Raw genomic sequence first — 22697 nt, forward strand, 5'->3', positions numbered from 1 at the left:
CGGGTGGCGGAGCCCCCGGCCCGGGGCGGAGCCCCGGATGTCACCGCCTCAGGCGCCGGACCAGCGGTATTCGTGCTCGGGGCGCCCGGTGGCGCCGTAGCGCAGCCGCATCTGGACCGTCCCCGACTCCGCCAGCGCGGTCAGGTACCGCTGCGCCGTCGCCCGCGCCATGCCCAGCTCGCCCGCGACTTCGGCCGCCGACAACGGACGCCCCGCGAGCCGCAGCTGCTCGGAAACCAGGCGGGACGTCGCCGTCGACTGGCCCTTCGGCGCGGACGTCCGGTCCTGGTCGTGCAGCACCCGGTACGCGCGGTCGACGTCGTCCTGTGCGAAGGCCCGGTCCTCGGCGAGCAGACCGCGGAAGCGCGCGTACGACGTCAGCCGCTCCGCGAGCTGGCGGGTGGTGAACGGCTTGATCAGGTAGTTCAGCGCGCCGGCCCGGATCGCCGCGGCCACCGACGCGCTGTCGGTCGCCGCGGACAGCACGATCGTGTCCGTCTGCAGCTCGGGGAGCACCGCGAGACCGGACTCGTCGGGCAGGTAGACGTCGAGCAGGACCAGGTCCGGCGAGAGCTCGCGGACGCGGGCGCGCGCCTCGGCGGCGGTGTGCGCGGTGCCGACCACCGCGAAGCCGTCGACCTCCTCGACGAACCCGGCGTGCACGCCGGCGACCCGGAAGTCGTCGTCGACGATGAGCGTGCGGATCATCGGTCCTCCGTCAGCGTTCCGGGCAGCTTGGCGACGAACAGGGCACCTGTCTCGCCCGTACCGGGGTCGGCCAGCCAGACGTCGCCGCCGTGGGCGCGCGCGGCCTGCCGGGCGAGCGCCAGGCCGAGGCCGTGGCCGGGCGCGATCTTCGTCGAGACGCCTTCGTCGAACAACGTCCGCCGCAGGTCTTCCGGCACGCCGGGCCCACTGTCCACAACGGACACGTGCAGCGTGCCGCCCTCGGCCAGCAGGCTGATTTCCACCGTCGCGGGCCGTCGCGGGCCCATCCGCGCGGCGTGCAGGGCGTTGTCGACGAGGTTGCCGATCACGGTGTTCGCCGCGATCGGGTCGGTCACCGCCGTGGGCACCCAGGTGTCGTCGGCGAGCTTGAGCGTGAGGCCCTTTTCCTGCGCCTGCTCGGTTTTCGCGACGAGCAGCGCCTGCAGGTACGGGTCGGCGACGGCGTCGCCCAGCTCGCTCGGCCGCGCCGACGGCGAGTCCGTCAGCGTCTGCAGGTACTCGACGGCCTCGGTGTGGTGGCCGAGCTGGAGCAGCCCGTAGAGCGTGTGCAGCCGGTTGGCGAACTCGTGCCGCTGCGCGCGCAGGCCGTCGGACAGCGCGCGGATGCCGTCGAGCTCGCGGGTGAGCGCGTCGAGGTCGGTGCGGTCGCGGAAGGTCAGCACCGTGCCGATCGGCCGGTCGTCCAGCCGGACCGCGCGCGAATTGACGACCAGCACGCGGTTCCCGGCCACGGCCAGGAGGTTGTCGACCGGCCGTCCTTCGCCGACGGCTTTGTGCAGCCGCGGGCTGAGTTCGAGCTCCGCCAGCGCCGCGCCGATCGGGAGCTCGGTGCCGAGCAGGCGTTCGGCCTCGTCGTTGCGGACCGAGACGCGGTTGGCCTCGTCCACGGCGAGCACGCCCTCGCCGATCCCGTGCAGCACGGCTTCGCGTTCGTAGAGCAGCTCGGTCAGTTCGTGCGGCTCGAGCCCGTGCGTGACGCGCCGCAGCCGCCGGTTCAGCAGGGCCGACGCGCCCGCGCCGAGCAGCAGCGCCCCGCCGGCGAACACGAGCGTGATCACCAGGAGCTGGTTGAAGTCGCCGGTCGGGTCGGCCACGTCGAAGCCGACGCTGACCTCGCCGACCACGCGCCGCCCCTGCCAGATCGGGGTCTTGCTGCGCACGGACAAGCCGAGCGTGCCGCTCTGCACCGCGCTGATCTCGTCCTGCCCGGCGAGCGCCCGCTCCGGCGACGTGCTCACCGGCTTGCCGATCTCGGAGCGCGTCGGGTGGGCGAGCCGGATGCCCTTGTCGTCGGTGATCACCACGAACAGGGCTTCGTTGACCTTCGTGACGGCGAGGACGCGGTCCTCGAGCGGGCCGCCGGGGACCTTAGCGGCGGCGTTCGCGATCACGACCGGGTCCGCCGCGACGGACTTCGCGATGGCCAGCGCGCGCAGCCCGTACTGGTCGGTGAGGGTGTTCCGCAGCAGAACGCTGACCAGCGCGACGCCGAGCCCGACGACCAGGGCCACCACGCCGATCTGCAGCAGCAGCACCTGCCTGCTGAACCGCATCCGCGGGAAGAGCGCCCACTTTGGCATGGCTGGGAACATACCCCCAGGTCACGGCAGTGCGCTAAATGAGCAAATCATTCAGAACGCACAGCTCGCGCGGAGAACGTCGACAAGCTTCACCTCGAAGCAACGGCTGCTTAACGTCCCTTCCCAACGTGAGCCCCACCACGTGACGAAGGAGTCACCTCCCCATGGTTCCCCCACTGATCGAACTCACCGGAGCCACCAAACGGTTCCCGAGCGGGTCCGGTTCCGTGCACACGGCCGTCCGCGATCTGACCATGACCGTGCAGCCCGGCGAGTTCGTCGCCGTGGTCGGCCCGACGGGCTGCGGCAAGTCGACGACGCTCTCGCTGGTCTCCGGGCTGCAGCCGCCGTCCGCCGGCCGGGTGCGGGTGAACGGCGAGGACGTGAAGTCCATCCCGGACGGGGTCGGCTACATGTTCCAGACCGACGCCGTGATGCCGTGGCGCTCCGTGCTGGAGAACGTCGCCTCCGGCCCGCGCTTCCGCGGCGTGCCGAAGGCCGAGGCCCGCGCGCAGGCCGTCGACTGGATCGCCCGCGTCGGGCTCGCGGGCTTCGAGAAGTACTACCCGCACCAGCTTTCCGGCGGCATGCGCAAGCGCGTCGCGCTGGCCCAGACGCTGGTCACCAAGCCGAAGATCCTGCTGATGGACGAGCCGTTCTCGGCGCTGGACGTCCAGACGCGGGCGCTGATGCAGGACGAGCTGCTGCGGCTGTGGTCGGGTTCGGGGGCCGCGGTGATCTTCGTGACGCACGACCTCGACGAGGCCATCGCGCTGGCGGACAAGGTCGTCGTGCTGACGACGTCGCCGGCCACCGTGAAGGACGTCTTCGAAATCCCGCTGGAGCGGCCGCGGAAGGTCGAGGACCTGCGGCTCACCGAGGACTTCCGCAAGCTCTACGCGGACATCTGGGAATCACTGCGCAGCGAGGTCGACAAGGCCCGTGAGAAGGGAGCGAGCAATGTCGCTTGAGACCCCCGCGGCCCCGTCCGCGCCGCTCCCGGTCCTCGAGACCGAGCAGGACATCCTGGCCCGCGCGAAGCAGGCTTCCGCGAAGCGCAAGCGCAACATCTGGCTGCTGCGCCTGGCGATCGTCGTCGTCTGGCTGGGCAGCTGGGAGCTGACCGCCACGTACTGGATCGACCCGTTCTTCTACTCGAAGCCGTCGAAGATCTGGGAGCGGCTGGTCGAGTGGTTCTCCACCGGCACCGACTTCGGCTCGATCTGGTACCAGGTCCTGGTGACCGTCGAGGAGGCCGCGATCGGGTTCGTCATCGGCGCGATCGCCGGTGTCGTGCTCGGCGTGATCCTCGGCCGCAGCTCGTACCTCGCGCAGGTGCTGGCGCCGTTCATCAAGGCCGCCAACGCGTTGCCGCGCATCGTGCTCGCCGCGCTGTTCGTGATCTGGTTCGGGCTCGGGCTGTCGTCGAAGGTCGCGACCGTCGTCGTGCTCGTGTTCTTCGCGGTGTTCTTCAACGCCTTCACCGGCGCCCGCGAGGTCGACCGGAACCTGATCGACAACGCGCGCATCCTCGGCGCGACCCGCGGCCAGGTGCTCAAGTCGATCGTGCTGCCGAGCGCGACGTCGTGGATCCTGTCGTCGCTGCACGTCGCGTTCGGCTTCGCGCTGATCGGCGCGGTGGTCGGCGAGTACACCGGCGCCAAGGCCGGCATGGGCTTCCTGATCGCCAACGCGCAAGGCACGTTCGACACCGCGGGCGTGTACGCCGGGATGCTGATCATCACGGTGGTCGCGCTGCTGGCCGAGTGGGGGATCAGCTCCCTCGAAGGCAGGCTGCTGCGCTGGCGGCCGCCGTCCGCCTCCGAAGCCGCGATCAAGGCGGTCTGACATGCGCTGGAAGAGGACGATCGGCGTGGTGGCCGCGATCGCGGTCGCCGCGGCCGGGCTCACCGGGTGCCGGGACTCGCGGGAAATCGCGCTCGGCACCACCGGGCGGCCGCACATCAAGATCATGATCGGTGGCATCTCGAAGGTCATCTACCTGCCCGGGCAGCTGGCGCAGCAGATCGGCGCGTACCAGCGGCAGGGCCTCGACGTCGAGCTGTTCGACCAGCCCTCGGGCGCGAACGCCGAGACGTCGCTGCTGGCCGGCGAGGTGCAGGGGGTGGTCGGGTTCTACGACCACACGATCGACCTGCAGGCCAAGGAGCAGTGCATCCAGAGCGTCGTGCAGTTCGCGAACGTGCCGGGCGAGGCCGAGATGGTCGCGACCGGCAAGGCGGGCGAGATCAAGTCCGGCAAGGACTTCAAGGGCCGCAACCTCGGCGTCACGTCCCTGGGCTCGTCGACCGACTTCCTGACCAAGGCGCTGGCCGCGCGCGGCGGCGTCAGCTCGAAGGACTACACGCCGGTCAAGGTCGGCGCCGGGCAGACGTTCATCTCGGCGATGAACCAGGGTTCGATCGACGCCGGGATGACCACCGACCCGACGATCGCGCAGCTGACCAACACCGGGCAGGCCAAGGTGCTCTACGAGATGCGCACCGTCGAAGGCACGAAAGCCGCTTTGGGTGGTTTGTACCCGGCGAGTTCGCTGTACATGGGCTGCGAAATCGTGAAGCGGTATCCGGACATCGTGCAGAAACTGGCCAATGCGTACGTCGAGACCCTGAAATGGATTTCGACGCACACACCGGAACAAGTCGCCGACATCATGCCGCCGTCGTTCGCCGGCGGGGACAAGGCGCTGTACGTGAAGTCGCTCAAGGACAGCCTGCCGATGTTCACGAAGGACGGCCGGATGGACGCGGCGGGCGCCCAGAACGTGCTGAAGGTGCTGGGCGAGTCGTCGAGCAACGTCAAGCCGAAAAAGGACAAGATCGACCTTTCGCAGACGTACACGACGAAGTTCGTGGACGCGGCGCACGCCCAGGCGGCGCAGTAGCCCGCTCACCTGTCCGGGCGGTTGGTGAGCGATATCGACCCGTGAAGGCCTTTTCCCCCGCGAAGGCCTTCACGGGTCCTTTCGGACAATGTGAAGACCATTCGAAAGTAGCTACCTTCTTTTCGGTGCGGCTCCAACACTTGAGGACACGGTTTTCCCGGTCCCCATCGGTGAACGGAGTCCCCGCATGTCCAGAATCCTTTCGTCGCGCGCTGCCCGAGTCCTCACGGCGGTCGCCGCGGCCGCCGCCGGCCTCGCGGTTTCGGGCACCGCGCACGCCGCCGTCGAATACGGCTCCCACTCTTTTGACGAACACTTCCACGGCCACCAGTTCTCCGGCGGCAACTGGGGCGGCTACGTCAGCTTCGGCAGCTTCACGACGGCGACCGCGAGCTGGACCGAGCCGACCGTGACCTGCCGGTCGAGCAACGACCTGTTCGCACCCTGGGTCGGCATCGACGGCGACGGATCGTCCACAGTGGAGCAGACCGGCGTCGAAACGGACTGCTCCAGCGGGCGTCCGGTCTATTCCGCCTGGTACGAGATGTACCCGGCCGCCCCGGTGTACTACAACGTGTCGGTGAGCGCGGGCGACCACATCACCGCGACGGTGACGCGCACCGCCACGAACACCTACCGCCTCGACCTGTCCGACACCACCAAGGGCTGGACGAAGACCACCACGAAGTCCCTGACCTCGAAGCACGCGTCGGCGGAGGCGATCATCGAATCCCCGACCGACTCCTACCCGACGATCTCGGGCGGCATCACCTTCACCGGCGTCAAGTTCAACGGGACGAACCTGGCGTCGACCAGCCCGTCCGCGCTGAACGCCGACGACCGCGGCACGAACACCTGGATCCCGGGCGCCATCGGCTCGGACGGGCAGAGCTTCACGATCTCGCGGCACTGAAAGTCGTGACGCCCCCGGTGCCCACCGGGGGCGTCAGATCTTGGGCAGCCGCACGGTGACCTTCGTGCTCACCTCGGCCCGCACGTCCACGTGCTCGGCGGCCACCCACTGCCGGTCGTCGACCCGGACGAACCCGGCGGCGGCCCAGTCGGAGGTCAGCACCGAAACCGGCACCCGCACGGAGAACACGCCGTTGGCCGTGGTGACCTCGGCGAACCGGGCGATCATCCGGGCGAGGTCGAGGCCGTTCAACCCGGGCATCTCGATGTCCGGGAACACGGCGTCCAGCGGTTCCTTCTGCCGCAGGACCTCGTGGATGTACCGCGTCGCGGTGAGCGCGTCCGAGACGCCGTCGACCGCGAGCGCGGTCAGCCGGCCGGGCTTCGGGCGCGACATCGGCTGCTCGGTTCAAGGGTCGCCGAGGTTTCGGGTGGTCGTCAATTGTCAGGAAGTCGACAGTTACTTCAGGTTGTTGATCGCCCAGGCGACCACCATCACCGCGAGGATCAGGGAGATGACGGCCTGCAGCATCATCGTCAGCTTCGCCCAGATCCGCAGCGGCATGACGTCGGTGGGGCTGAAGGCGGCCGCGTTGGTGAACGAGAAGTACAGGTAGTCCAAGTAGGACGGTTCCCAGTCCTGGTGCGCCAGGCCCGGGTCGGCCATCTGCGGGAACTGCAGGTCGGGGAACTCCGCCCGGCCGGCCGCCCGCCGGCCCGGGCCGCCGCGGTCGAACTCCCAGTACCAGAGGGAGAAGGCGACGATGTTCGTCCAGTAGACGATCCCGCCGGTGACCAGCACGGCGCCGGCGTGGGCGCCGATCGTGCCGGCCGCGATGCGGTAGACGAGCGTCACCGCGGAGCCGGCGTTCACCGCGGTCACGGCGGCGACCAGCAGCAGCGAGATGACCCGTTCGACCGCGCTGAACTGGCTCATCCGCCCCGGGTTGACCAGCAGCAGCGCCACCACGAGCAGCGCCGACACCGCGGGCAGCAGCCACTGCGGGTGCAGCGCCATGTCGTCGGGCAGGGCGACCTGCAGCACGAGCGTGACCACGACGACGCCCATCGCCGGCCAGCGGGTCTCGCCGGAGGTCCGCCGGCGCCACGCGGGAAGTGCCTCTTCTGTCACCGCCTCACGCTAGGCCCTCGCCGCACTTTCACGTGAAAGTGCGGCCCCCAGGTCGGCACTTTCACGTGAAAGTGCGGGACGGGTCAGCTGGCGGGGGCGGTGGCGAAGTCGCCTGGCAGCTTGCGGGCCACGTCCGTGCGGGAGCGCGCGCCGAGCTTCCGGAGCACCTTCGCCACGTGCTGCTCCACCGTCCGCGGGGACAGGAACAGCCCGTCGGCGATCTCGCGGTTCGTCCGCCCCTCCGCGAGCATCCGCGCGACTTCGCGCTCCCGCGGCGACAGCTCGCTCCCGTAGCCGCGCCGCCCGCGTTGCGAAGGCGCCCACGCGCCGTGTTCGCGCAGCTGGTGGCGGCAGCGTCCGGCATCCCGCGTCGCGCCCAGCTGCTCGTACGCCTCGGCGGCCGCGGTCAGCTCTTCGACGGCGTCGCGGTTGCCCGCCGCCAGCCGGCACATCGCGGCTCGTTCCCGCATCGCCGTCGCCGGGTAGGGCATCGGCAGGACCGTGTACCCCGACGCGGCTTCGTCGAACAGCGTCGCCGCGGCCAGGTGCTTGCCCCGCGCCTCCAGCAGCACCGCGCGCCCGGCCAGCAGGGCGGCCGCGGCCACCGGGGCGTCGCGGTCCTCGATGCCGCGGGCGAACGCCTCGACCACGCTGTCGGCCTCCGGCCAGCGCCCGGCCCGCGCGTACGCCTCCGCCGCCGCCGGGACCAGCGCCGCCGCCCAGATCCAGACGCCCTTGCGCCCGGCCGCGGCCACCGCCGTGTCGGCCGCCGCGCAGGCGCCGTCGACGTCGTCGGTCGCCAGCAGGACCGAGATCAGCACGCCGGCGGCCGAGAGCACCACCGGGATCGGCCCGCGGTCCGGCGCGTGCACGCTCGCCGCGGCCAGGTGCCGCTGCGCCGCGGCGAACTCCCCGCGCACGGCCGCGAGCCCGCCGAGCACCAGCGACGACTCCATGACGATCGGGCCGAGCTCCGGGTAGCTGTCCCGCAGCTGCTCGGCGGCTTCGGCGAGGCCGGTCCAGCGCCCGCGCACCCAGTCCAGCCGGACGCGGGTGCCCTGGATCAGCCCGATCGCGTACAGCGCGCCGGCGTCGGTCGCGCGCCGCACGCCCTCGGTGACCAGCCGGTCCGCGCGTTCGAGGTGCCCGGCCCACGACTGCCCGTCGGCGAGGTTGCACCACAGCCGGGCCAGCTGGACGCGCTCGGCGACCGTGCCGACGGTGTCCGACAGCGCTTCGAACTCCGCCCACGCCGAGCCGTCGCCGACGTGCGACGCGGCCGCGATGCGGTCGGCGGTCAGCGCGAGCCGCAGCTCGGGGTCGTCGAGCCGCTCGTACACCTCGCCCGCGCGGGCGCGCCAGGATTCGTGCCACGACAACGGCGTCAGCCCGTCGATCGGCTGGGCGAGCAGCGTGATCCCGCGCGCGGCGAGGTCGGGCCGGTCGGTCAGCTCGCCGATCGCGCGCTCGACTTCGAGGCGGCCGCGGCCGAGGCCGCCGATGGTCCGGACCAGCAGCATGCCGAGGCTCAGCCGGATCGAGCCGCGGACCGACGGCGGCAGCGCCACCTCTTCGAGGACGCGCTCGAGCGTGCCGATCACGTCGGGGCGGAAGCCCCGCAGCGCGACCTGGCTCAGCTTGCCCGCCACGCGCCCGGCGTCCGCCTGCGCCGGCCCGGGTTCGGCGAGCACCGACTGCAGCAGGTCGATCGCCCGCGACGTCTCGCCGCGCGTGACCGCTTCGTCGGCAGCCGCTTCCGCGTAGTGCCGCCACTGGTCGACGCGCCCGGCCGCGCGGGAGTGGCGGGCCAGCAGCGTGAGCGGTGGGGCCGGCTGCGCGGCGAGCACGCGGATCGCTTGCGCGTGCAGCAAGGCACGTTCGGGTCCGCTCACCGTGTCGTAGACCGCCTTGCGCGCGAGCGGGTGCCGGAAGCCGTACTTGCCGTCGCCGACTTCGCCGAGCACCCCGCCCGACAACGCGGCCAGCAGGGCGGTGCGGAGGAGGTCGTCGGCGAGCCCGGCCAGCTCGCCGAGCACCGCGGCTTCGGCGCCGACGCCGAGCACCGCGGCCGCCCCGGCCAGCCGCACCGCCGGCTCGGGCAGCGCGGAAAGCCGTTCGGTGACGGCTTCCCGCAGCAGCACCGGCACTTCGAGGTTCTCCAGCAACCGGTCGGAAAGCACTTCGCCGACCGGCAGGCGGTCGGCCGCTTCCTTGAGCGCCCGCAGGGTTTCTTCGACCACGAACGGGATCCCGGCGGTGCACTCGTGCAGCTTCGCCGCGAACTCGTCGGTGACCCGGGGCAGTTCGAGGATTTCGACGGCCAGCCCGCGCACGGCGGCGACGTCGAGCGCGCCCAGCGCCACGCGGGCGGAGTGCACGGCCGGGTCGGTCCGGAACGGGGCGCCGAGCGGGCCGGGCCGGACATCGGTCGCGGACCGGTAGGTGGCAACGACGGCCAGTTCGGGCGGCATCGCGCCGGCGAGGAACCGCATGAGGTCGCGGGTGTCCTCGTCGGCCCACTGGAGGTCGTCGATCAGCACGAGCGCCGGCCCGCAGGCGGCCAGGACCTCCCGCACCGCGCGGAACACGCGGTGGCGCTCGGCAACCGGGTCGGCCAACGGCTCGGGCCGCGGGGGAAGCGCTTCCGCGAGCTCCGGCAGCAACGGCCGCAGCACGCCGGCGACCGGGCTGAGCGGGCCGAGCGGCGTGTCGCCGACCGCGCGAAGCGCTTCCAGGACGGGCCCGTAGGGAAAGGGTTCCCGCAGCGGCTGGCAGGCCCCGGTGAGCACGCGGCCGCCGTCGAACTCCTTGCGCCGCGCGATCTCCGCGAGCAACCGGGTCCGGCCCATGCCGGGTTCACCCTCGATCAGCACCGCCGCCGGCCGGTGCTGGAGCACGTCGACGATGGCGTCCAGTTCGGCGTCGCGGCCGGTCAGCCGGGCGGGTCCGGACCGGACGGAGACGGAAGTGGGGCGGGGAGCGGTCAACCACATATGACCTCCTCGGCGCTCCGGCACTGTGCGCGGGAGCCTAAGCAGCGCTGATCGTCCCGTAAACCATTAACCGAATAGGTGGTCGGTACCGCCGTCACACGTCCGCCTACCCGCTGTCACTGGTTTGCCGAGGGATCCGCCGGTTCTGGTGCACAGTGCGTGCGAAACCTCGGCGTTTCCCGCGTTCCGGGGGCACTTAGCTCGTTCCGGTTGGTGTCCCGGCTACCGAAAGTAGTTCACGGAAACCCTACTTAAGGACCTGTCCGACCGGGTGACATGCCGGGTTCGGGACCGCTTGGAGCAGGGGATACGTCCGGGGTGAATGCGTATACCCATTCGCCGGGCGCCCGGATTGCACCGTAACGCCCACTGCGGGGACGCTCAGCCGGGTGAGTACCACTGCGTGGCCGGTGCGGAGCCGCGCGTAACCAACTAGGGAGAAGCATGAAGATCGCGAGACTTCTCGGTGCCGCTGCCACCGCGGTCATGGCGACGGGCGTGCTCGCCGCGACCGCCGTCCCCGCGTCGGGCCAGGACCTGCTGAACCCGGACATCGTGCCCGCGATGCAGCGCGACCTCGGCCTGACCCACGACCAGGTGCTGACGCGGCTGAAGAGCGAGGAAGTCGCGAACAAGGTCACCGAGGCCGTCAGCGCGACGCTCGGCGACGCCTTCGGCGGGGCCACCTACAACGCGGCCACGGGCAAGGCGCACATCCAGACGACGAACGCCGCCGCGGTCGCCAAGATCCGCGAAGCCGGGGCCGAGGCGGAGGTCGTGAAGTTCAGCGCCCGCCAGCTCGACTCCACTGTGGACACCCTGAACGCGCGGGACGCCTCGGCGCCGTACGCGATCACCGGCTGGGGCGTCGACTCCACCACCAACCGCGTAACGCTGTCGGTGCTGCAGGGTCAGCGCGCCGCCGCCGACGCCTTCCTCACCCAGTCCGGTGTGGACAAGTCGTCGGTCACGATCCTCGACGCGGCCGCGAAACCGACGCTGCACGCCAACATCCGTGGTGGTGACGCCTACTACATCGGCGGCTCGTCGCGCTGCTCGGTCGGCTTCGCGACCACCACCGGCTTCGTCACCGCCGGCCACTGCGGCGCCCTCACCGGCGGCGGCTCGCTGACCGGGTCGAACGGCGCGGCGCTCGGCAGCTGGATCACCTACCGGTTCCCGGGTGTCGACTACGCGGCGGTCCGGACCAACAGCAGCTGGACCCCGGTCGCGCAGATGAACAACGGCACCGCGGTGCGCGGGTCGTCGAACGCCGCGACCGGCTCGTCGGTCTGCAAGGCCGGCTCGACCACCGGCTGGACCTGCGGCACCATCGGCGCCAAGAACCAGAGCGTCCGCTACGCCGAGGGCACGGTCAACGGCATGACCGCGACCAACGTCCGCTCGGCCGCGGGTGACTCGGGCGGCGGCTTCATCGCCGGCAACTACGCGCAGGGCGTCCTGTCCGGCGGCAACACGTCCGTGACGTACTTCTACCCGATCGCCGGCGCGCTGTCCGGCACCGGCACCACCCTCAAGACCAGCTGATCGGCGGACACGCGAAAGGGCGGGGTTTCGAGTGCCTCCAGCGCACTCGAAACCCCGCCCTTCGTTCCTCGCCGCGGGATTGGGAGGTTTCGGGGTCAGACGTTGCTGATCTCCTCGATCAGCCCGTCGACGTCGAAGTGCGCGCTCTCTTCGCCGAGCGGCACCAGCTCGTAGGACGCTTCGAGGAACGTCCGGATGTCTTCGCGCTCCAGCTCGAACGACGCATAGCCGTCCGGTGACTCGATTTCCAGGGTGAGGAAGTCTTCGTCCTCGGACAGGTCCGGGCGGATCCGGACGTCGCCGAGACCGGTGGGCTCGTCGAGCCCGGACACGAGGAGGTCACGCGCGAAGGTCCACTCGATCCACCGGCCGCGCTCGGTCCGGAAGGCCACGGTCACCGCGAACGGCTCGTGCACGTGGTAGGACAGGCGCGACAGGACGGGCGTGGTGCTCTCGTTCAGCAGCACGAACTGGCTCTGGTGTACGGCGTCGGTGTGCACGGCCCCTCCTGGAGTCTCGCGGTCGGTTCGCGCGGCGCGAACTGTTCGGCAAGGAGATGACCAGGGCCGACGGTCATGACGGAGAAAGCTTCACGTTCACTTGATCGGTTGCATCCGTCCATTGTGGTGTAACGCCGGGCACATACCCCTTGCGCTCACGCGGGCACGGGTGGTGACGGCTCGCGCAGCGCGCCCGGCAGCCGTTTCCGCAGCGCGAGCAGGGCCGGGACGGCGGAAGCGCAGGTCAGCGCCAGCACCGACCAGGTCAGCGCGTTGCCCGCGGTGAGCAGCAAGGACAGCAAGCCGGGCGCGAGCGCCACCGGCAGCCCCCAGGAGAGCTGGAAGATCGAGCTGGCCCGCCCTTCGGCCCCGGGCGGCGCGGCTTCGGCGGCGGCCGCGGTGGCGGTCGGGCCGAACATCGCCTCCGCGACCGAGAAGCCGACGCTGGCGACCAGGATCAACCCGGTGGCGACGCCCAGCGGAACGGCCTCCAGCGGGATCAGCAGCGCGAAGCAGGCCGCGAACAGCACCGCGGCCCCGATCAGCCCGGCGGTGCGGCTGCGGCGGGCCAGCACCGCGACGATCGGGCGCTGCGTCGTGACCACGACCACGGTCCCGAGCGCGATGGCGGTCCCGGAGATCCACTGTGGACCGCGCAGCAGGTCCCGCACGACGATCGGCAGCACGGCGAACTTGCTCGCGCTGGCGAGCGTGAAAGCCAGGTGGGTGACGCAGAAACCGGTGAACGGCCGATCCCCGAGCACGGCCCGCCAGCTCCCGGCCGGCCGGTCCGCGCGCGCCTCGGCACGGGGGAGCAGCCGGATCAGCACCGCCGCCGCGGCGAAGCTCGCCGCGTTCACGTACGCGAGCAGGTGGAAGGCCCACGGGCTGGTGATGGTCGGCAGCACGGCCATCGCGGCCGCCCCGACGCCGGCCCCGGCGAACCGCCCCACCGTCTGCGTCGCGAGCACCCGATCGGTGTCCCGCCCACCGGCGAGCCGCGCGGCCATCGGGGCGTTGCAGGTCCAGAACAGCCGGTCCCCGAACCCGGCGGCGGCCGAGACGACCACCACCTGCCAGCTGCTGTGCACGAACGGGTAGGCGCAGAAGGCGCCGAGCCGCACGAGGTTCCCGGCCACGAGCAGCGCCCGCGGCCCGAACCGATCCATGGCGGCCCCGGTTGCCGGCCCGCTGACGAGCGCGAGCAGGGCGCCGGTGCTCAGCGACGTCCCGGCGTCGACCAGGCCGAGGCCTTGGCCGTGCACGAGGAAGAGCAGCGCGAACGGCATCCACAGCCCGCTCCCGAGCGCGTCGATCAGCGTGGCGGCCAGGAAAACCCGTCGATCCCGAACCATGGCGCGGAGCCCCTTCCCCCAGGTGCACAGCGGACCAGGGTATCGGCGGACCGGTGACTTCCCCACCGATTTCCCGCGTAACACCGGCCCGGCCCGCGCCGACTCGGGTGCCCGAGGCGGCTGGACCACCGGCCGCGGTGAGGGGATGCCATGAGGTTCGTGCGGTGGCTGGCACCGGTGCTGCTGACGACGTGCGTCGCGGGCTGCGCGGGACAAGCGGGCGGGACGGCGGCCCCGGCACCCGCGAAGCCCGAGCCGGACCTCGTCTCGCTCCTGCCCGATCCGGCCGCGTACCCGCCGCACCTCACCCGCAATGACGTGCTCGCGCACCGGCAGTTCACGCTCGAAGAGATCGCCGGGAGCACGGCCTGGAACGTCTTCGGCGCGCTCGTCCCGGCGGGGTCGTACCGGCCCGCGGCGTGCACGGCGACCAGCAACCCGGACGCTCAGCCGTACGCCGGCACGCGGTTCGCGCTCGACGCGTACACCTTCGAGGACCAGGCGCACGTGATCAAACCCGACCAGGCGGTCACGGTGGGGGCGACGGTGGCGCGCGGGACCGTCGACGTCGCGGCCGTGCAGGCACAGGCCGGCCGGTGTGCCCGGGTCGGCGACGGCGCCACCCTCGACATCCGGTTCGGCCTCCCGCCGAACCCAAAAGTGGACCCGGACCAGGTGCTCGCCATCAAGATGACGAGCGGCGGTGACGTCGTGAAGCTGACCTACGTCGCGCAGGCCGGCGACTACGTCGTCACGGCCTTCGCGCTCTGCATGAAGCAGCCCGTCTGCGAAGCCGCGCTCAAACCGGTCCTGGCCGATGGCGCCGCCAAAGCCCGCGCCGCCTAGGGGCCCAGCGGCAGGTCCAAGCCCACCTTCACCCGGTCCATCGCCACGCTCGTCGTGAAGTGCCGGACGTTCGGGTTCTCGAAGAACATCCGCCGGGTGAAGGCCTCGAAGCCCGCCATGTCCGGGCACGTCACGATCAGCACGAAGTCCGCGTTGCCGGTGACGTAGTAGCACTGCTGGACGCAGTCGTCGGTGAGGACCTGGCGGCGGAACGCGTCGAGGACCGCGAGGTTCTCCCGCTCCATCTCGACCATCACCACGAACGTCATGTTCAGCCCGAGCGCCTCCGGGGAGAGCACCGCCACCTCGCGCTCGATGACGCCCGCCTCGCGCAGCCGCTTGATCCGCCGCTGGACCGCCGCGGCCGAGAGGCCGACCTTCGCGCCGATCGTCTCGGCGATGGTGCGGGCGTCCGCCTGGAGGCAGGCGAGGATGGCGGTGTCCAGCTGGTCGAGGTCGGGAGTCTGCACTCCAGCAGGCTAACCGGCACCCCCGACAATCTGCCCGGAGTTCGCTCAGCGCTCACCCCTCCGTGACGCCGCTCACTACTCCGGACGAGGCGAAGATGAAACAACTTTTTGAGTGACCTGGAACACAACTCACCGGTCTACCAGGGGGTAGCCCATACAAGTGGAAGACCAGCCGGTCGCCCGCCTACCCACCGGCGTGGGGAGGCTCTCCCGTGCCCGCACCTGCCGCCGTGCTGACCGGCCTCGGCTCGTGGTTGCCGACGAAAGTCCTGGACAACCACGAGATCGCCGCCCGGCTCGACACCTCGGACGAGTGGATCCGGACCCGCACCGGGATCCGCGAGCGCCGCGTCGCGGGGCCCGACGAGTCCACTGTGGACCTCGCGGTCGGGGCGGGCCGCGAAGCGCTGGGTGGCGGGAGCGCCGACATCGTCGTGCTCGCCACCTCCACCCCCGACCAGCCGTGCCCGGCCAGCGCGCCGCAGGTCGCCGCCCGGCTCGGGCTCGGCACGGCCGCGGCGTTCGACGTCAACGCCGTCTGCAGCGGCTTCGTCTACGCGCTGGCCACCGCGGCCGGGTTCATCGCGGGCGGGCTCGCCGAGCGCGTGCTCGTGATCGGCGCCGACACCTTCACGACGCTCATCGACCCCGACGACCGCACGACCGTGCCGATCTTCGGCGACGGCGCCGGCGCGGTCCTGCTGCGGGCCGGCGACGCCGGCGAGCCCGGCGCGTTCGGGCCGTTCGACCTGCACAGCGAGGGCGAGCTCGCCGACCTGCTGTGGGTCGAGGCGGGCGGCGCCCGGAAGCGGCTTTCGGACACCCCGGCCGACCGGTTCCTCGCCATGCAGGGCACCGCGGTCTTCCGCCACGCCTGCGCGCGGATGGCGGAGTCCTCGCGCACCGTCCTGGAGCGCGCGGGCTGGGTGGTCGGCGAGGTCGACCGCTTCGTCGGGCACCAGGCGAACATCCGGATCCTCCAGGCGACGGCGAAGCAGCTGGGCATGCCGGTGGACGCCGTCGTCGCCAACATCGACAGGGTCGGCAACACCAGCGCCGCGTCCATCCCGCTCGCGCTGGCCGACGCCCGTGCCGACGGCACCCTCGTGCCCGGCCACCGCGTCCTGCTCAGCGCGTTCGGCGCGGGCCTGACCTGGGGTTCGACCGTGCTGCGCTGGCCGGATCTGGGTCAGCTGTCCTGACGGTCCGGGTCGGCCGTCCAAGTCGGCGTCGCCTCCTGGCGGCCGCGCAGCTCCAGCTCCCCGTGCTTCGTCCAGTAGGCCGCTTCGCTCGGCAGGGCCGCGGAGACGACGGCGTCGCTGGCGAGGATGCGTGACGGCGTCGCCTTGGCCAGCTCGGTCAGCCGCGCGGCCTCATTGACCGCGTCGCCGATCACGGTGTACTCGAGGCGGCTGCTGCTGCCGAGCTGCCCGGCGAACACCGGGCCGCTCGAGACGCCGATGCCGAGGTCGAGCTCCCCGTTCTCGCGCACCGCGTCCCGGATCGCGCGGGCCGCGGCCAGCGCGGCGGTCGGCGCGTCCGCGAGCCGCGTCGGGGCGCCGAAGATGCACAGCGCGGCGTCGCCCTGGAACTTGTTGACCAGCCCGCCGCGCGCGCCGACCGCGGAGACGACGGCGGCGAACAGCCGGTTCAGCTTCCCGACCAGCTCCTCCGGCGGCGTCCGGTAGGCCAGCGCGGTCGAGTCGACGACGTCGACGAACAACGCTGTCACCTCGCGGACGTCGCCGGACAGCGAGGCGCCGTACTCCAGCGCGTGCCGGGCCACGTCGGCGCCGACGTGCCTGCCGAAGAGGTCCCGCATCCGCTCCTGCTCGCGCAGGCCGGCGGCGAGCTCGTTCACCGACGTCTGGAGCAGGCCGATCTCGCTGGAGTCGTCGACGTCGACCGCGACACCCGTGTCGCCGCGCGCGATCCGGTCGAGCGCCACGCGGAGCCGGTGCAGTGGCGCCGCGACGGCCCTGGCCAGCAGCGCGGTGCCGATCGCGCCGACGCTCAACCCGATCACCGACAGCATCACCAGGCTCGCGGTCGGGTTGCCCGAGCCGAGGTCCGGCGGGGTGGCCACGAGCAGCACGCCCACGAACGGGACGCCGCTGGCCAGCGCCCACGTGACCACCAGCCGGGTGAGCACGGTGACCGGCAGCGAGCCGCGCGGCGGCAGGACGCTCAGCGCGATCGTCATCACCGGCCGCGCCACCCACTCGGCCGCGAGGTAGGTGAGCCCGACGGTGGTCAGCCCGCCCAGTCCGATCACCGTCGCCATGCCGACGGCGTCGTCGGCCGAGCCGAGCGCGCCGGCGAGCGCGGTGAGGACGAGGGTGCCGATCAGCCAGAGCGTGCCGCTGACCACGGCCATGTCGACGGGCAGCCGCAACGCCCGCCTGGCCTCGCTCTCCGACGGCGGGCGCCCGAGCACGAACCAGATCGCGGTGCGCCGCTGCAGCCACGCCGTCCACGCGGTCCCGGCGAGCAGCGACGCCGCGACGATGAGGGCGGCCGTCAGGCCGAGCACCCACCCGTGGTCGCCGACGTCGCTGGGCAGGCCCTGCAGCACCAGCAGCAGCGCGACCACGCCGGACCCGGCGACGCTGGAGCCGATGCCCAGCCCGGCGAAGCCCAGGCTGGTGCGCAACACCACCCGGAAGTTCCTCACGGCGATCTTGCGCACGGCGTTGATCGTACGGCCGAAAATGCGTGGCCACCCGCGGTGCCCGCTGGTTACCGTGCCGGGCATGGAGCCACTCGGCCAGGACGAGGTCCGGGCCTCGTTCGTCAACTGCACCCGCGGCGAAGCCAAGGGCGTGACGCTGCCCGCCCGGCCCGAAGACATCCCGTGGGACAAGCGGGAATTCCTCGGCTGGCGCGACCCCAAGGCACCGGGGCGCGCCTACCTGGTGCTGCCCTACGGCGGTGAGGTGGTCGGGCTCGCCCTGCGAGCGGCGCCCGCGCCGAAGACCCGCTTGCGCAGCAACATCTGTGGCTTCTGCACCACGACCCACGGGCTCGCGGACATCACGCTGTTCTCCGGCAAGCGCGCCGGGAAGTCCGGGCGCGACGGCAACACCCTGGGCATCTACGCCTGCGGCAACCTCGCCTGCTGCCAGTACGTCCGCGGCGAGCTGAAGTCCGACGTGCCCCAGCCGTTCGAGACGCTCACGGAGGCGGAACGCTCCGCGCGGCTCGTGGAGAAGCTGCACAAGTTCGTGGCGCGGGTGCTGGAGTCCCGTTAGAAGCGGTACCGCACGAGGTGCGCCATCCGCGCCAGCGGCGGGAAGTACTTCAGCGTCCGCAGCTGGAACCGCGTGAACGGCCGGAGGCGGGCCATGACGTCCGGGGTGGACCAGTGCGCCGCGTCCAAAGAGGACTCCAGCGTCAGGCCGTAGCGCTCCAGCTCGTGCGGGTCGTCGACGCCCCAGCGCAGGGTCGCCTTCGCCCGCCGGACGGGGGTGTTGAGCTTCTGCGCCTTGATGCCGAGCTTGCTGAAGACGTCGCAGACGAGCTCGCCGGAGGGGAACTTCGCGACCAGCCGCCGGATCAGCTCGGTGCCGTCCTCCGGGGTCAGGTACATGGTCAGGCCCTCGGCGACGATCAGCGCGGGCCGGTCCGCCGGCACCTGGTCGAGCCAGCCGAAGTCGGTCACCGACGTGCCGATGTTCGTGTGGTTCGGGGCCGGCGCGTAGAGCTTCTCGCGCAGCTCGACGACCTCGGGGTAGTCGACGTCGTACCAGTGGACGGTTTCCGGCGGGGCGAGGCGCTGGAACCGGGTGTCCATGCCGCAGCCGAGGTGCAGCACGACGGCGTCCGGGTGCCGCGCCAGGTATTCGGCGGCCCAGTCGTCGATCGGCTTCGCGCGCAGGACGACGCTCACGGCGCTGTCGCGGGTGATGCCGAGCTTCGCGAAGTCGTAGTCGATCTGCCGGACGGCCTCGTCGGCGGCGTGGTCCCCGAGCACCGGGTTCGGCTCGCGGCTGTCGAGCGCGCGGCCGTAGAGGGTGGCCAGCATGGTGGCCTTTTCCTCGGTGAAGTGCACCTTCTCCATCAGCGCTCCTCGGCGGCGAAGTCGTGGGCGTAGGTCTTGGCGTCGACCAGGTGCTTGAGGGTCAGTTCGCGGGCCGCGGCGGGGTCGGCGCGGCGGACGGCGTCGAGGATGGCCCGGTGGTCGTCGACAGCCTTGCGGATCTGGCCGGGCAGCCGCAACGCCGCCCGCCGCTCCTCGCCGACCAGCGCGAGGACCGACCGCAGCAGCCCGGCGACGTCGTCGTTGCCCGCGTTCTGGGCGATCACCCAGTGGAACTCGGCGTCGATCGCGATGACGCGCAGCATGTCCCCGTCTTCGGCGGCCCGCGCCATCTCGGCGACGTTGTCCTCGAGCCGGCTCACGGTCTTCGCGGTGGCGTGCTCGGCCAGCCGTTCGGCGAGCGTCGGCTCGACGGTCGCGCGCAGGTCGAAGAGCTTTTCGACGAGCTGGTCGTGCTCGGTGAACCAGGTCCGCAGGGGCTGTTCCTGCTGCTCGCGCACGTAGGTCCCGGAGCCGGCGCGGATCTGCACGTAGCCGATGGAGGCGAGGACGCGCAGCGCCTGCCGCAGCGACCCGCGGCTGATGCCGAGCTCCTCGCACAGCACGCGTTCGGCGGGCAGCCGCGACCCCGGCGGCAGGTCGCCGGAGTCGATCCGCGACCGCAGCCGGTCCACGGTCGCGCTCCAGACCTGCTCGGTGTCCACGCCGCCCATCCTCTCAGCTCCGGGAATTGTCGGGGGTGGCTGCCATGATCGCGGGCATGGAGATCTTGGGGGCGTGGGCGCGGGGCTGGGCGGTGTCGCGGGCGGTGCCGGCACCGGTCGAGGAGCCGGACGGGCACCGCCTCGACGTCGGCTTGCCCGGGCACCGCGTGCGTTACCTGCTGCGGTCCCCGGCGACCGTGGCGGCGCGGGCTCGGACGGTGGCGTCGCCGGGCACGTGGCTGAAGACGTGCGGCCCGCGTGCGGCGATTTTGGCGGATCTGACGGCGGAGTGGGAGGCGGGGGAGACGGAGTACCTGATGGAGTTCGACGGGCCGGTGCCCTCGGTAGCGGTGCCGCCCGGGTACGCGGTGGCGGTGACCGGCGACGGCCCGGCGTGGGACGTGGCGGTGTCTCGCGAGGGTGCCCCGGCGGCGTGCGGCCGGGTCGCGGTGGCGGACGGCGTGGCGGTGTTCGACAAGATCGAGACGGAGCCGGCCCACCGGCGGCGTGGACTCGGCCGGGTGGTGATGCACCAGCTGAGCGCCGTGTCCGGGGCCGAGGCGAGTGCGTTGCTGGCGACGGAGGCCGGCCGTGGGTTGTACACCTCGCTCGGCTGGCGGCTGGCGGCCGAAGTGGTGCCGGCGCACGTACCGGAAGGAGCGGCGTGACGGCGAAGTTCAAGGACCTCGCACTGGACGCGACCGACCACCAGGCACTGGCGGACTGGTGGTGCCGCGCGCTGGGCTACGTCCGCCGCGACTCCCTGACCGGGGACACGCGCCCGGCAGACTGGCCGGTCCCGATCGTCGACCCGACCGGGGCGGGCCCGCTGATCTGGCTCAACCCGGTCCCGGAGCCGAAGTCGGTGAAGAACCGCATGCACCTGGACGTCTTCGGCGAGACGGCCGAGCTGCTGGCCCTGGGCGCGACCTTGATCCGGGAGCGGGGAGGTGATGTCGACTGGGACCAGCTGGCCGATCCGGAGGGCAACGAGTTCTGCGTGTTCGCGCCGCGCTGAGTGTCTGACCAGACACATCTGACCCCGTGCGCGTCGCGGGCTCCGGCCTCGATGCTTAGGCTCCGCACGTGAATGCTTCATGACGTGGTGGCACGCGGCGATCATCGTGGTCGCCGGGATCTGGGCCGGCACCATCAACGCCGTCGTCGGGTCGGGGACGCTCGTGACGTTCCCCGTGCTCGTCGCGCTCGGCTATCCGCCGGTGACGGCGACGACGTCGAACGCGATCGGGCTCGCGCCCGGGACGCTCAGCGGGGCGTGGGGGTACCGGCACGAGCTCAAGGGCTACTGGCGGCAGACCGCGAAGTTCGCCGCGGCGTCCTTCCTCGGGGCCATCGGTGGCACGGTCCTGCTGCTCTCGCTGCCGAAGGACGCCTTCGAAGCCGTCGTGCCCGTGCTGGTCGGCCTGGCCGTGATCCTCGTGATCGTGCAGCCGAAAGTCTCCAAGTGGGTGGCGAAGCGCCGCGAAGGCAACGGCGAGGAGCACAAAGCCGGTCCGCTGCTGATGTTCTTCATCTTCCTCATCGGCATCTACGGCGGGTACTTCACCGCCGCGCAGGGCGTGATGCTGATGGCGGTCATGGGGATGCTGCTGTCCGAGCCGCTGCAGAAGCTCAACGGCGTCAAGAACGTGCTCGCCGCCGTCGTCAACGTCGTCGCCGGGGTGATCTACGCGTTCGTCGCGCCGATCAGCTGGGCCGTCGTGCTGTGGCTGGCGGTCGGGTCGACCGCCGGCGGCTTCCTCGGCGCGAAGATCGGCCGGAAGCTGCCGCCGGCGGTGCTGCGCGGCGTGATCGTCGTGATCGGCGTCGCCGCCGTCATCCAGCTGGTGGTCAAGCAGTTCGCGAACTGAACTCCCGGGCCGCGGCGAGGAAGAGGTCGTTCTCCTCGCGGGTCCCGATGGTCACGCGCACGCCGTCGCCGGCGAACGGGCGCACCACGAGCTTGCGGTCGAGCGCGTGCTCGGCGAACGGCACCGCCTGGTCACCCAGCGGCAGCCAGACGAAGTTCGCCTGCGTCTCGGGCACCCGGTAGCCGGCTTCGAGCAGCGCGTCCCGGACCCGTCCGCGCTCGGCGACGATCTCCTGGCAGCGCGCCAGCAGCTCGTCGGCCGCGTCGAGCGACGCCAGCGCCGCGACCTGGGCGAGCATGTTCACCGAGAAGGCGACGTACACCTGGCGGAGCGCGTCCGCGATCGGCTCCGGCGCGACCGCGTACCCGACGCGCAGGCCCGCGAGACCGTACGCCTTCGAGAACGTGCGCAGCACCATGACGTTCGACCGGGTGCGGGTGTACTCGACGCCGTCCGGCACCTCGGGGTCGGTGACGAACTCCTTGTACGCCTCGTCGAGCACGATCAGCACGCGCTCCGGGACGGCGTCCAGGAACCGCTCGAGCTCGGCGCGGCGGATCGCCGTGCCGGTCGGGTTGTTCGGGTTGCAGACGAAGACGACCCGCGTCTTGTCCGTGATCGCCGCCAGCATCGCGTCCAGGTCGAGCTCCTGGCCCTCGGTGATCGGCACCTTCACCGAGACGGCGTTCGCGACCTGCGTGACGATCGGGTACGCCTCGAAGGAGCGCCAGGCGAAGATGACCTCGTCGCCGGGCGCGCACACGGCCTGGATCGTCTGCTGGCACAGCGACACCGAGCCGCAGCCGATCGCGATCCGGGCCACCGGGACGTCCAGGTCGCGGGCCAGCCGCTCGCGCAGCGCCTGGGACCCGGTGTCCGGGTAGCGGTTGATCCCGGCCGCGGCCTCGGCGATCGCCTGCGCGACGCTCGGCAGCGCGCCGCCGGGCACCTCGTTGCTCGCCAGCTTGATCGCGCCTTCGATCGTCCGGCCGGGGACGTATTTCGGCAACGATTCGAGATCGGCACGCGGGGACACGGACGGCATCTTCGGCGCTCCTGGAATTCGACGGGACGACCCGGTCACCGTATCTTTTCCGCCCGCCGCCCCGCGAG

Annotated in this window: 23 protein-coding genes; 11 read left to right on the forward strand and 12 right to left on the reverse strand. The window is 71.7% G+C overall.

Annotation, left to right across the window (positions count from 1 at the left end; translation table 11 throughout):
- Positions 1-48: 48 nt before the first annotated feature.
- A complete protein-coding gene (locus AB5J73_RS13460; protein WP_370970055.1) occupies positions 49-708 on the reverse strand; it encodes a response regulator in 660 nt (219 codons plus the stop codon).
- Positions 705-2282: an ATP-binding protein gene (locus tag AB5J73_RS13465; protein ID WP_370973136.1), complete on the reverse strand. Its 1578-nt coding sequence runs from the start codon at positions 2280-2282 to the stop codon at positions 705-707. Before AB5J73_RS13465 ends, AB5J73_RS13460 begins: the two co-directional genes overlap by 4 nt.
- 191 nt (positions 2283-2473) lie before the next feature.
- Here AB5J73_RS13465 and AB5J73_RS13470 point away from each other — a divergent pair, with 191 nt between their 5' ends.
- The 4 genes from AB5J73_RS13470 (at position 2474) to AB5J73_RS13485 (ending at position 6127) form a co-directional block, all read left to right on the forward strand.
- Positions 2474-3280: an ABC transporter ATP-binding protein gene (locus AB5J73_RS13470; RefSeq protein ID WP_370970056.1), complete on the forward strand. Its 807-nt coding sequence runs from the start codon at positions 2474-2476 to the stop codon at positions 3278-3280.
- Positions 3270-4157, forward strand: coding sequence for an ABC transporter permease (locus AB5J73_RS13475; RefSeq protein ID WP_370970057.1), 888 nt, complete (start codon positions 3270-3272; stop codon positions 4155-4157). The genes AB5J73_RS13470 and AB5J73_RS13475 overlap by 11 nt, the downstream gene beginning before the upstream one ends.
- Position 4158: 1 nt before the next feature.
- Positions 4159-5214: an ABC transporter substrate-binding protein gene (locus tag AB5J73_RS13480; RefSeq protein WP_370970058.1), complete on the forward strand. Its 1056-nt coding sequence runs from the start codon at positions 4159-4161 to the stop codon at positions 5212-5214.
- A 187-nt stretch (positions 5215-5401) separates the two neighbouring features.
- A complete protein-coding gene (locus AB5J73_RS13485; RefSeq protein WP_370970059.1) occupies positions 5402-6127 on the forward strand; it encodes a G1 family glutamic endopeptidase in 726 nt (241 codons plus the stop codon).
- 33 nt (positions 6128-6160) lie between these two features.
- Here AB5J73_RS13485 and AB5J73_RS13490 read toward each other — a convergent pair whose 3' ends face one another.
- The 3 genes from AB5J73_RS13490 to AB5J73_RS13500 form a co-directional block, all read right to left on the reverse strand.
- Positions 6161-6523: a hypothetical protein gene (locus AB5J73_RS13490; protein ID WP_370970060.1), complete on the reverse strand. Its 363-nt coding sequence runs from the start codon at positions 6521-6523 to the stop codon at positions 6161-6163.
- Between the two features lie 63 nt (positions 6524-6586).
- Positions 6587-7195: a hypothetical protein gene (locus AB5J73_RS13495; protein ID WP_370973138.1), complete on the reverse strand. Its 609-nt coding sequence runs from the start codon at positions 7193-7195 to the stop codon at positions 6587-6589.
- Positions 7196-7341: 146 nt separating this feature from the next.
- The gene (locus AB5J73_RS13500; RefSeq protein ID WP_370970061.1) at positions 7342-10251 is read right to left on the reverse strand and encodes an AAA family ATPase; all 2910 of its coding nucleotides are present in this window, start codon (positions 10249-10251) and stop codon (positions 7342-7344) included.
- 444 nt (positions 10252-10695) lie between these two features.
- On the opposite strand from AB5J73_RS13500, the gene AB5J73_RS13505 reads away from it, so the two are divergent.
- Positions 10696-11799, forward strand: a complete 1104-nt coding sequence (locus AB5J73_RS13505; RefSeq protein WP_370970062.1) for a S1 family peptidase — start codon at positions 10696-10698, stop codon at positions 11797-11799.
- Between the two features lie 95 nt (positions 11800-11894).
- Here the strand turns inward: AB5J73_RS13505 and AB5J73_RS13510 are convergent, their stop codons facing one another.
- Both AB5J73_RS13510 and AB5J73_RS13515 read right to left on the reverse strand, forming a co-directional pair.
- Positions 11895-12299, reverse strand: coding sequence for an SsgA family sporulation/cell division regulator (locus tag AB5J73_RS13510; RefSeq protein WP_086855729.1), 405 nt, complete (start codon positions 12297-12299; stop codon positions 11895-11897).
- A 155-nt stretch (positions 12300-12454) separates the two neighbouring features.
- Entirely contained in the window at positions 12455-13654 is a 1200-nt protein-coding gene (locus tag AB5J73_RS13515) for an MFS transporter (RefSeq protein WP_370970063.1), read from the reverse strand.
- 150 nt (positions 13655-13804) lie between these two features.
- Between AB5J73_RS13515 and AB5J73_RS13520 the strand changes: the two genes are divergently transcribed.
- Positions 13805-14500: a hypothetical protein gene (locus AB5J73_RS13520; protein ID WP_370970064.1), complete on the forward strand. Its 696-nt coding sequence runs from the start codon at positions 13805-13807 to the stop codon at positions 14498-14500.
- On the opposite strand, the gene AB5J73_RS13525 is transcribed toward AB5J73_RS13520, so the two are convergent.
- Entirely contained in the window at positions 14497-14970 is a 474-nt protein-coding gene (locus AB5J73_RS13525; RefSeq protein ID WP_086855727.1) for an Lrp/AsnC family transcriptional regulator, read from the reverse strand. The genes AB5J73_RS13520 and AB5J73_RS13525 overlap by 4 nt on opposite strands.
- A 212-nt stretch (positions 14971-15182) precedes the next feature.
- On the opposite strand from AB5J73_RS13525, the gene AB5J73_RS13530 reads away from it, so the two are divergent.
- On the forward strand, positions 15183-16172 hold the full coding sequence (locus AB5J73_RS13530) for a beta-ketoacyl-ACP synthase III (RefSeq protein ID WP_370970065.1): 990 nt from the start codon (positions 15183-15185) through the stop codon (positions 16170-16172).
- Here AB5J73_RS13530 and AB5J73_RS13535 read toward each other — a convergent pair.
- On the reverse strand, positions 16160-17659 hold the full coding sequence (locus AB5J73_RS13535) for an adenylate/guanylate cyclase domain-containing protein (RefSeq protein WP_370970066.1): 1500 nt from the start codon (positions 17657-17659) through the stop codon (positions 16160-16162). The genes AB5J73_RS13530 and AB5J73_RS13535 overlap by 13 nt on opposite strands.
- Before the next feature lie 64 nt (positions 17660-17723).
- On the opposite strand from AB5J73_RS13535, the gene AB5J73_RS13540 reads away from it, so the two are divergent.
- Positions 17724-18221 (forward strand): FBP domain-containing protein, encoded by a 498-nt coding sequence (locus tag AB5J73_RS13540; protein ID WP_370970067.1) that lies wholly within the window; start codon positions 17724-17726, stop codon positions 18219-18221.
- On the opposite strand, the gene AB5J73_RS13545 is transcribed toward AB5J73_RS13540, so the two are convergent.
- The gene (locus tag AB5J73_RS13545; RefSeq protein ID WP_370970068.1) at positions 18218-19030 is read right to left on the reverse strand and encodes a class I SAM-dependent methyltransferase; all 813 of its coding nucleotides are present in this window, start codon (positions 19028-19030) and stop codon (positions 18218-18220) included. The genes AB5J73_RS13540 and AB5J73_RS13545 overlap by 4 nt on opposite strands.
- Positions 19030-19713, reverse strand: a complete 684-nt coding sequence (locus AB5J73_RS13550) for a FadR/GntR family transcriptional regulator (protein WP_370970069.1) — start codon at positions 19711-19713, stop codon at positions 19030-19032. The genes AB5J73_RS13545 and AB5J73_RS13550 overlap by 1 nt, the downstream gene beginning before the upstream one ends.
- A gap of 56 nt (positions 19714-19769) precedes the next feature.
- On the opposite strand from AB5J73_RS13550, the gene AB5J73_RS13555 reads away from it, so the two are divergent.
- The 3 genes from AB5J73_RS13555 to AB5J73_RS13565 all read left to right on the forward strand — a co-directional run bounded on the left by AB5J73_RS13555 (position 19770) and on the right by AB5J73_RS13565 (position 21584).
- Complete coding sequence (locus tag AB5J73_RS13555; protein ID WP_370970070.1) at positions 19770-20381, forward strand: GNAT family N-acetyltransferase; 612 nt, start codon at positions 19770-19772, stop codon at positions 20379-20381.
- Entirely contained in the window at positions 20378-20731 is a 354-nt protein-coding gene (locus AB5J73_RS13560; RefSeq protein WP_370970071.1) for a VOC family protein, read from the forward strand. The genes AB5J73_RS13555 and AB5J73_RS13560 overlap by 4 nt, the downstream gene beginning before the upstream one ends.
- Positions 20732-20810: 79 nt before the next feature.
- Positions 20811-21584 carry a sulfite exporter TauE/SafE family protein gene (locus AB5J73_RS13565; RefSeq protein WP_370970072.1) on the forward strand — a complete coding sequence of 258 codons (774 nt, stop codon included), beginning with the start codon at positions 20811-20813 and terminating at the stop codon, positions 21582-21584.
- Here AB5J73_RS13565 and hisC read toward each other — a convergent pair.
- A complete protein-coding gene (gene hisC / locus AB5J73_RS13570) occupies positions 21565-22629 on the reverse strand; it encodes a histidinol-phosphate transaminase (RefSeq protein ID WP_370970073.1) in 1065 nt (354 codons plus the stop codon). The two genes, AB5J73_RS13565 and hisC, sit on opposite strands and share 20 nt — an antisense overlap.
- Between the last annotated feature and the right edge of the window lie 68 nt (positions 22630-22697).

Source organism: Amycolatopsis sp. cg9, from assembly GCF_041346945.1.
GTDB lineage: Bacteria > Actinomycetota > Actinomycetes > Mycobacteriales > Pseudonocardiaceae > Amycolatopsis.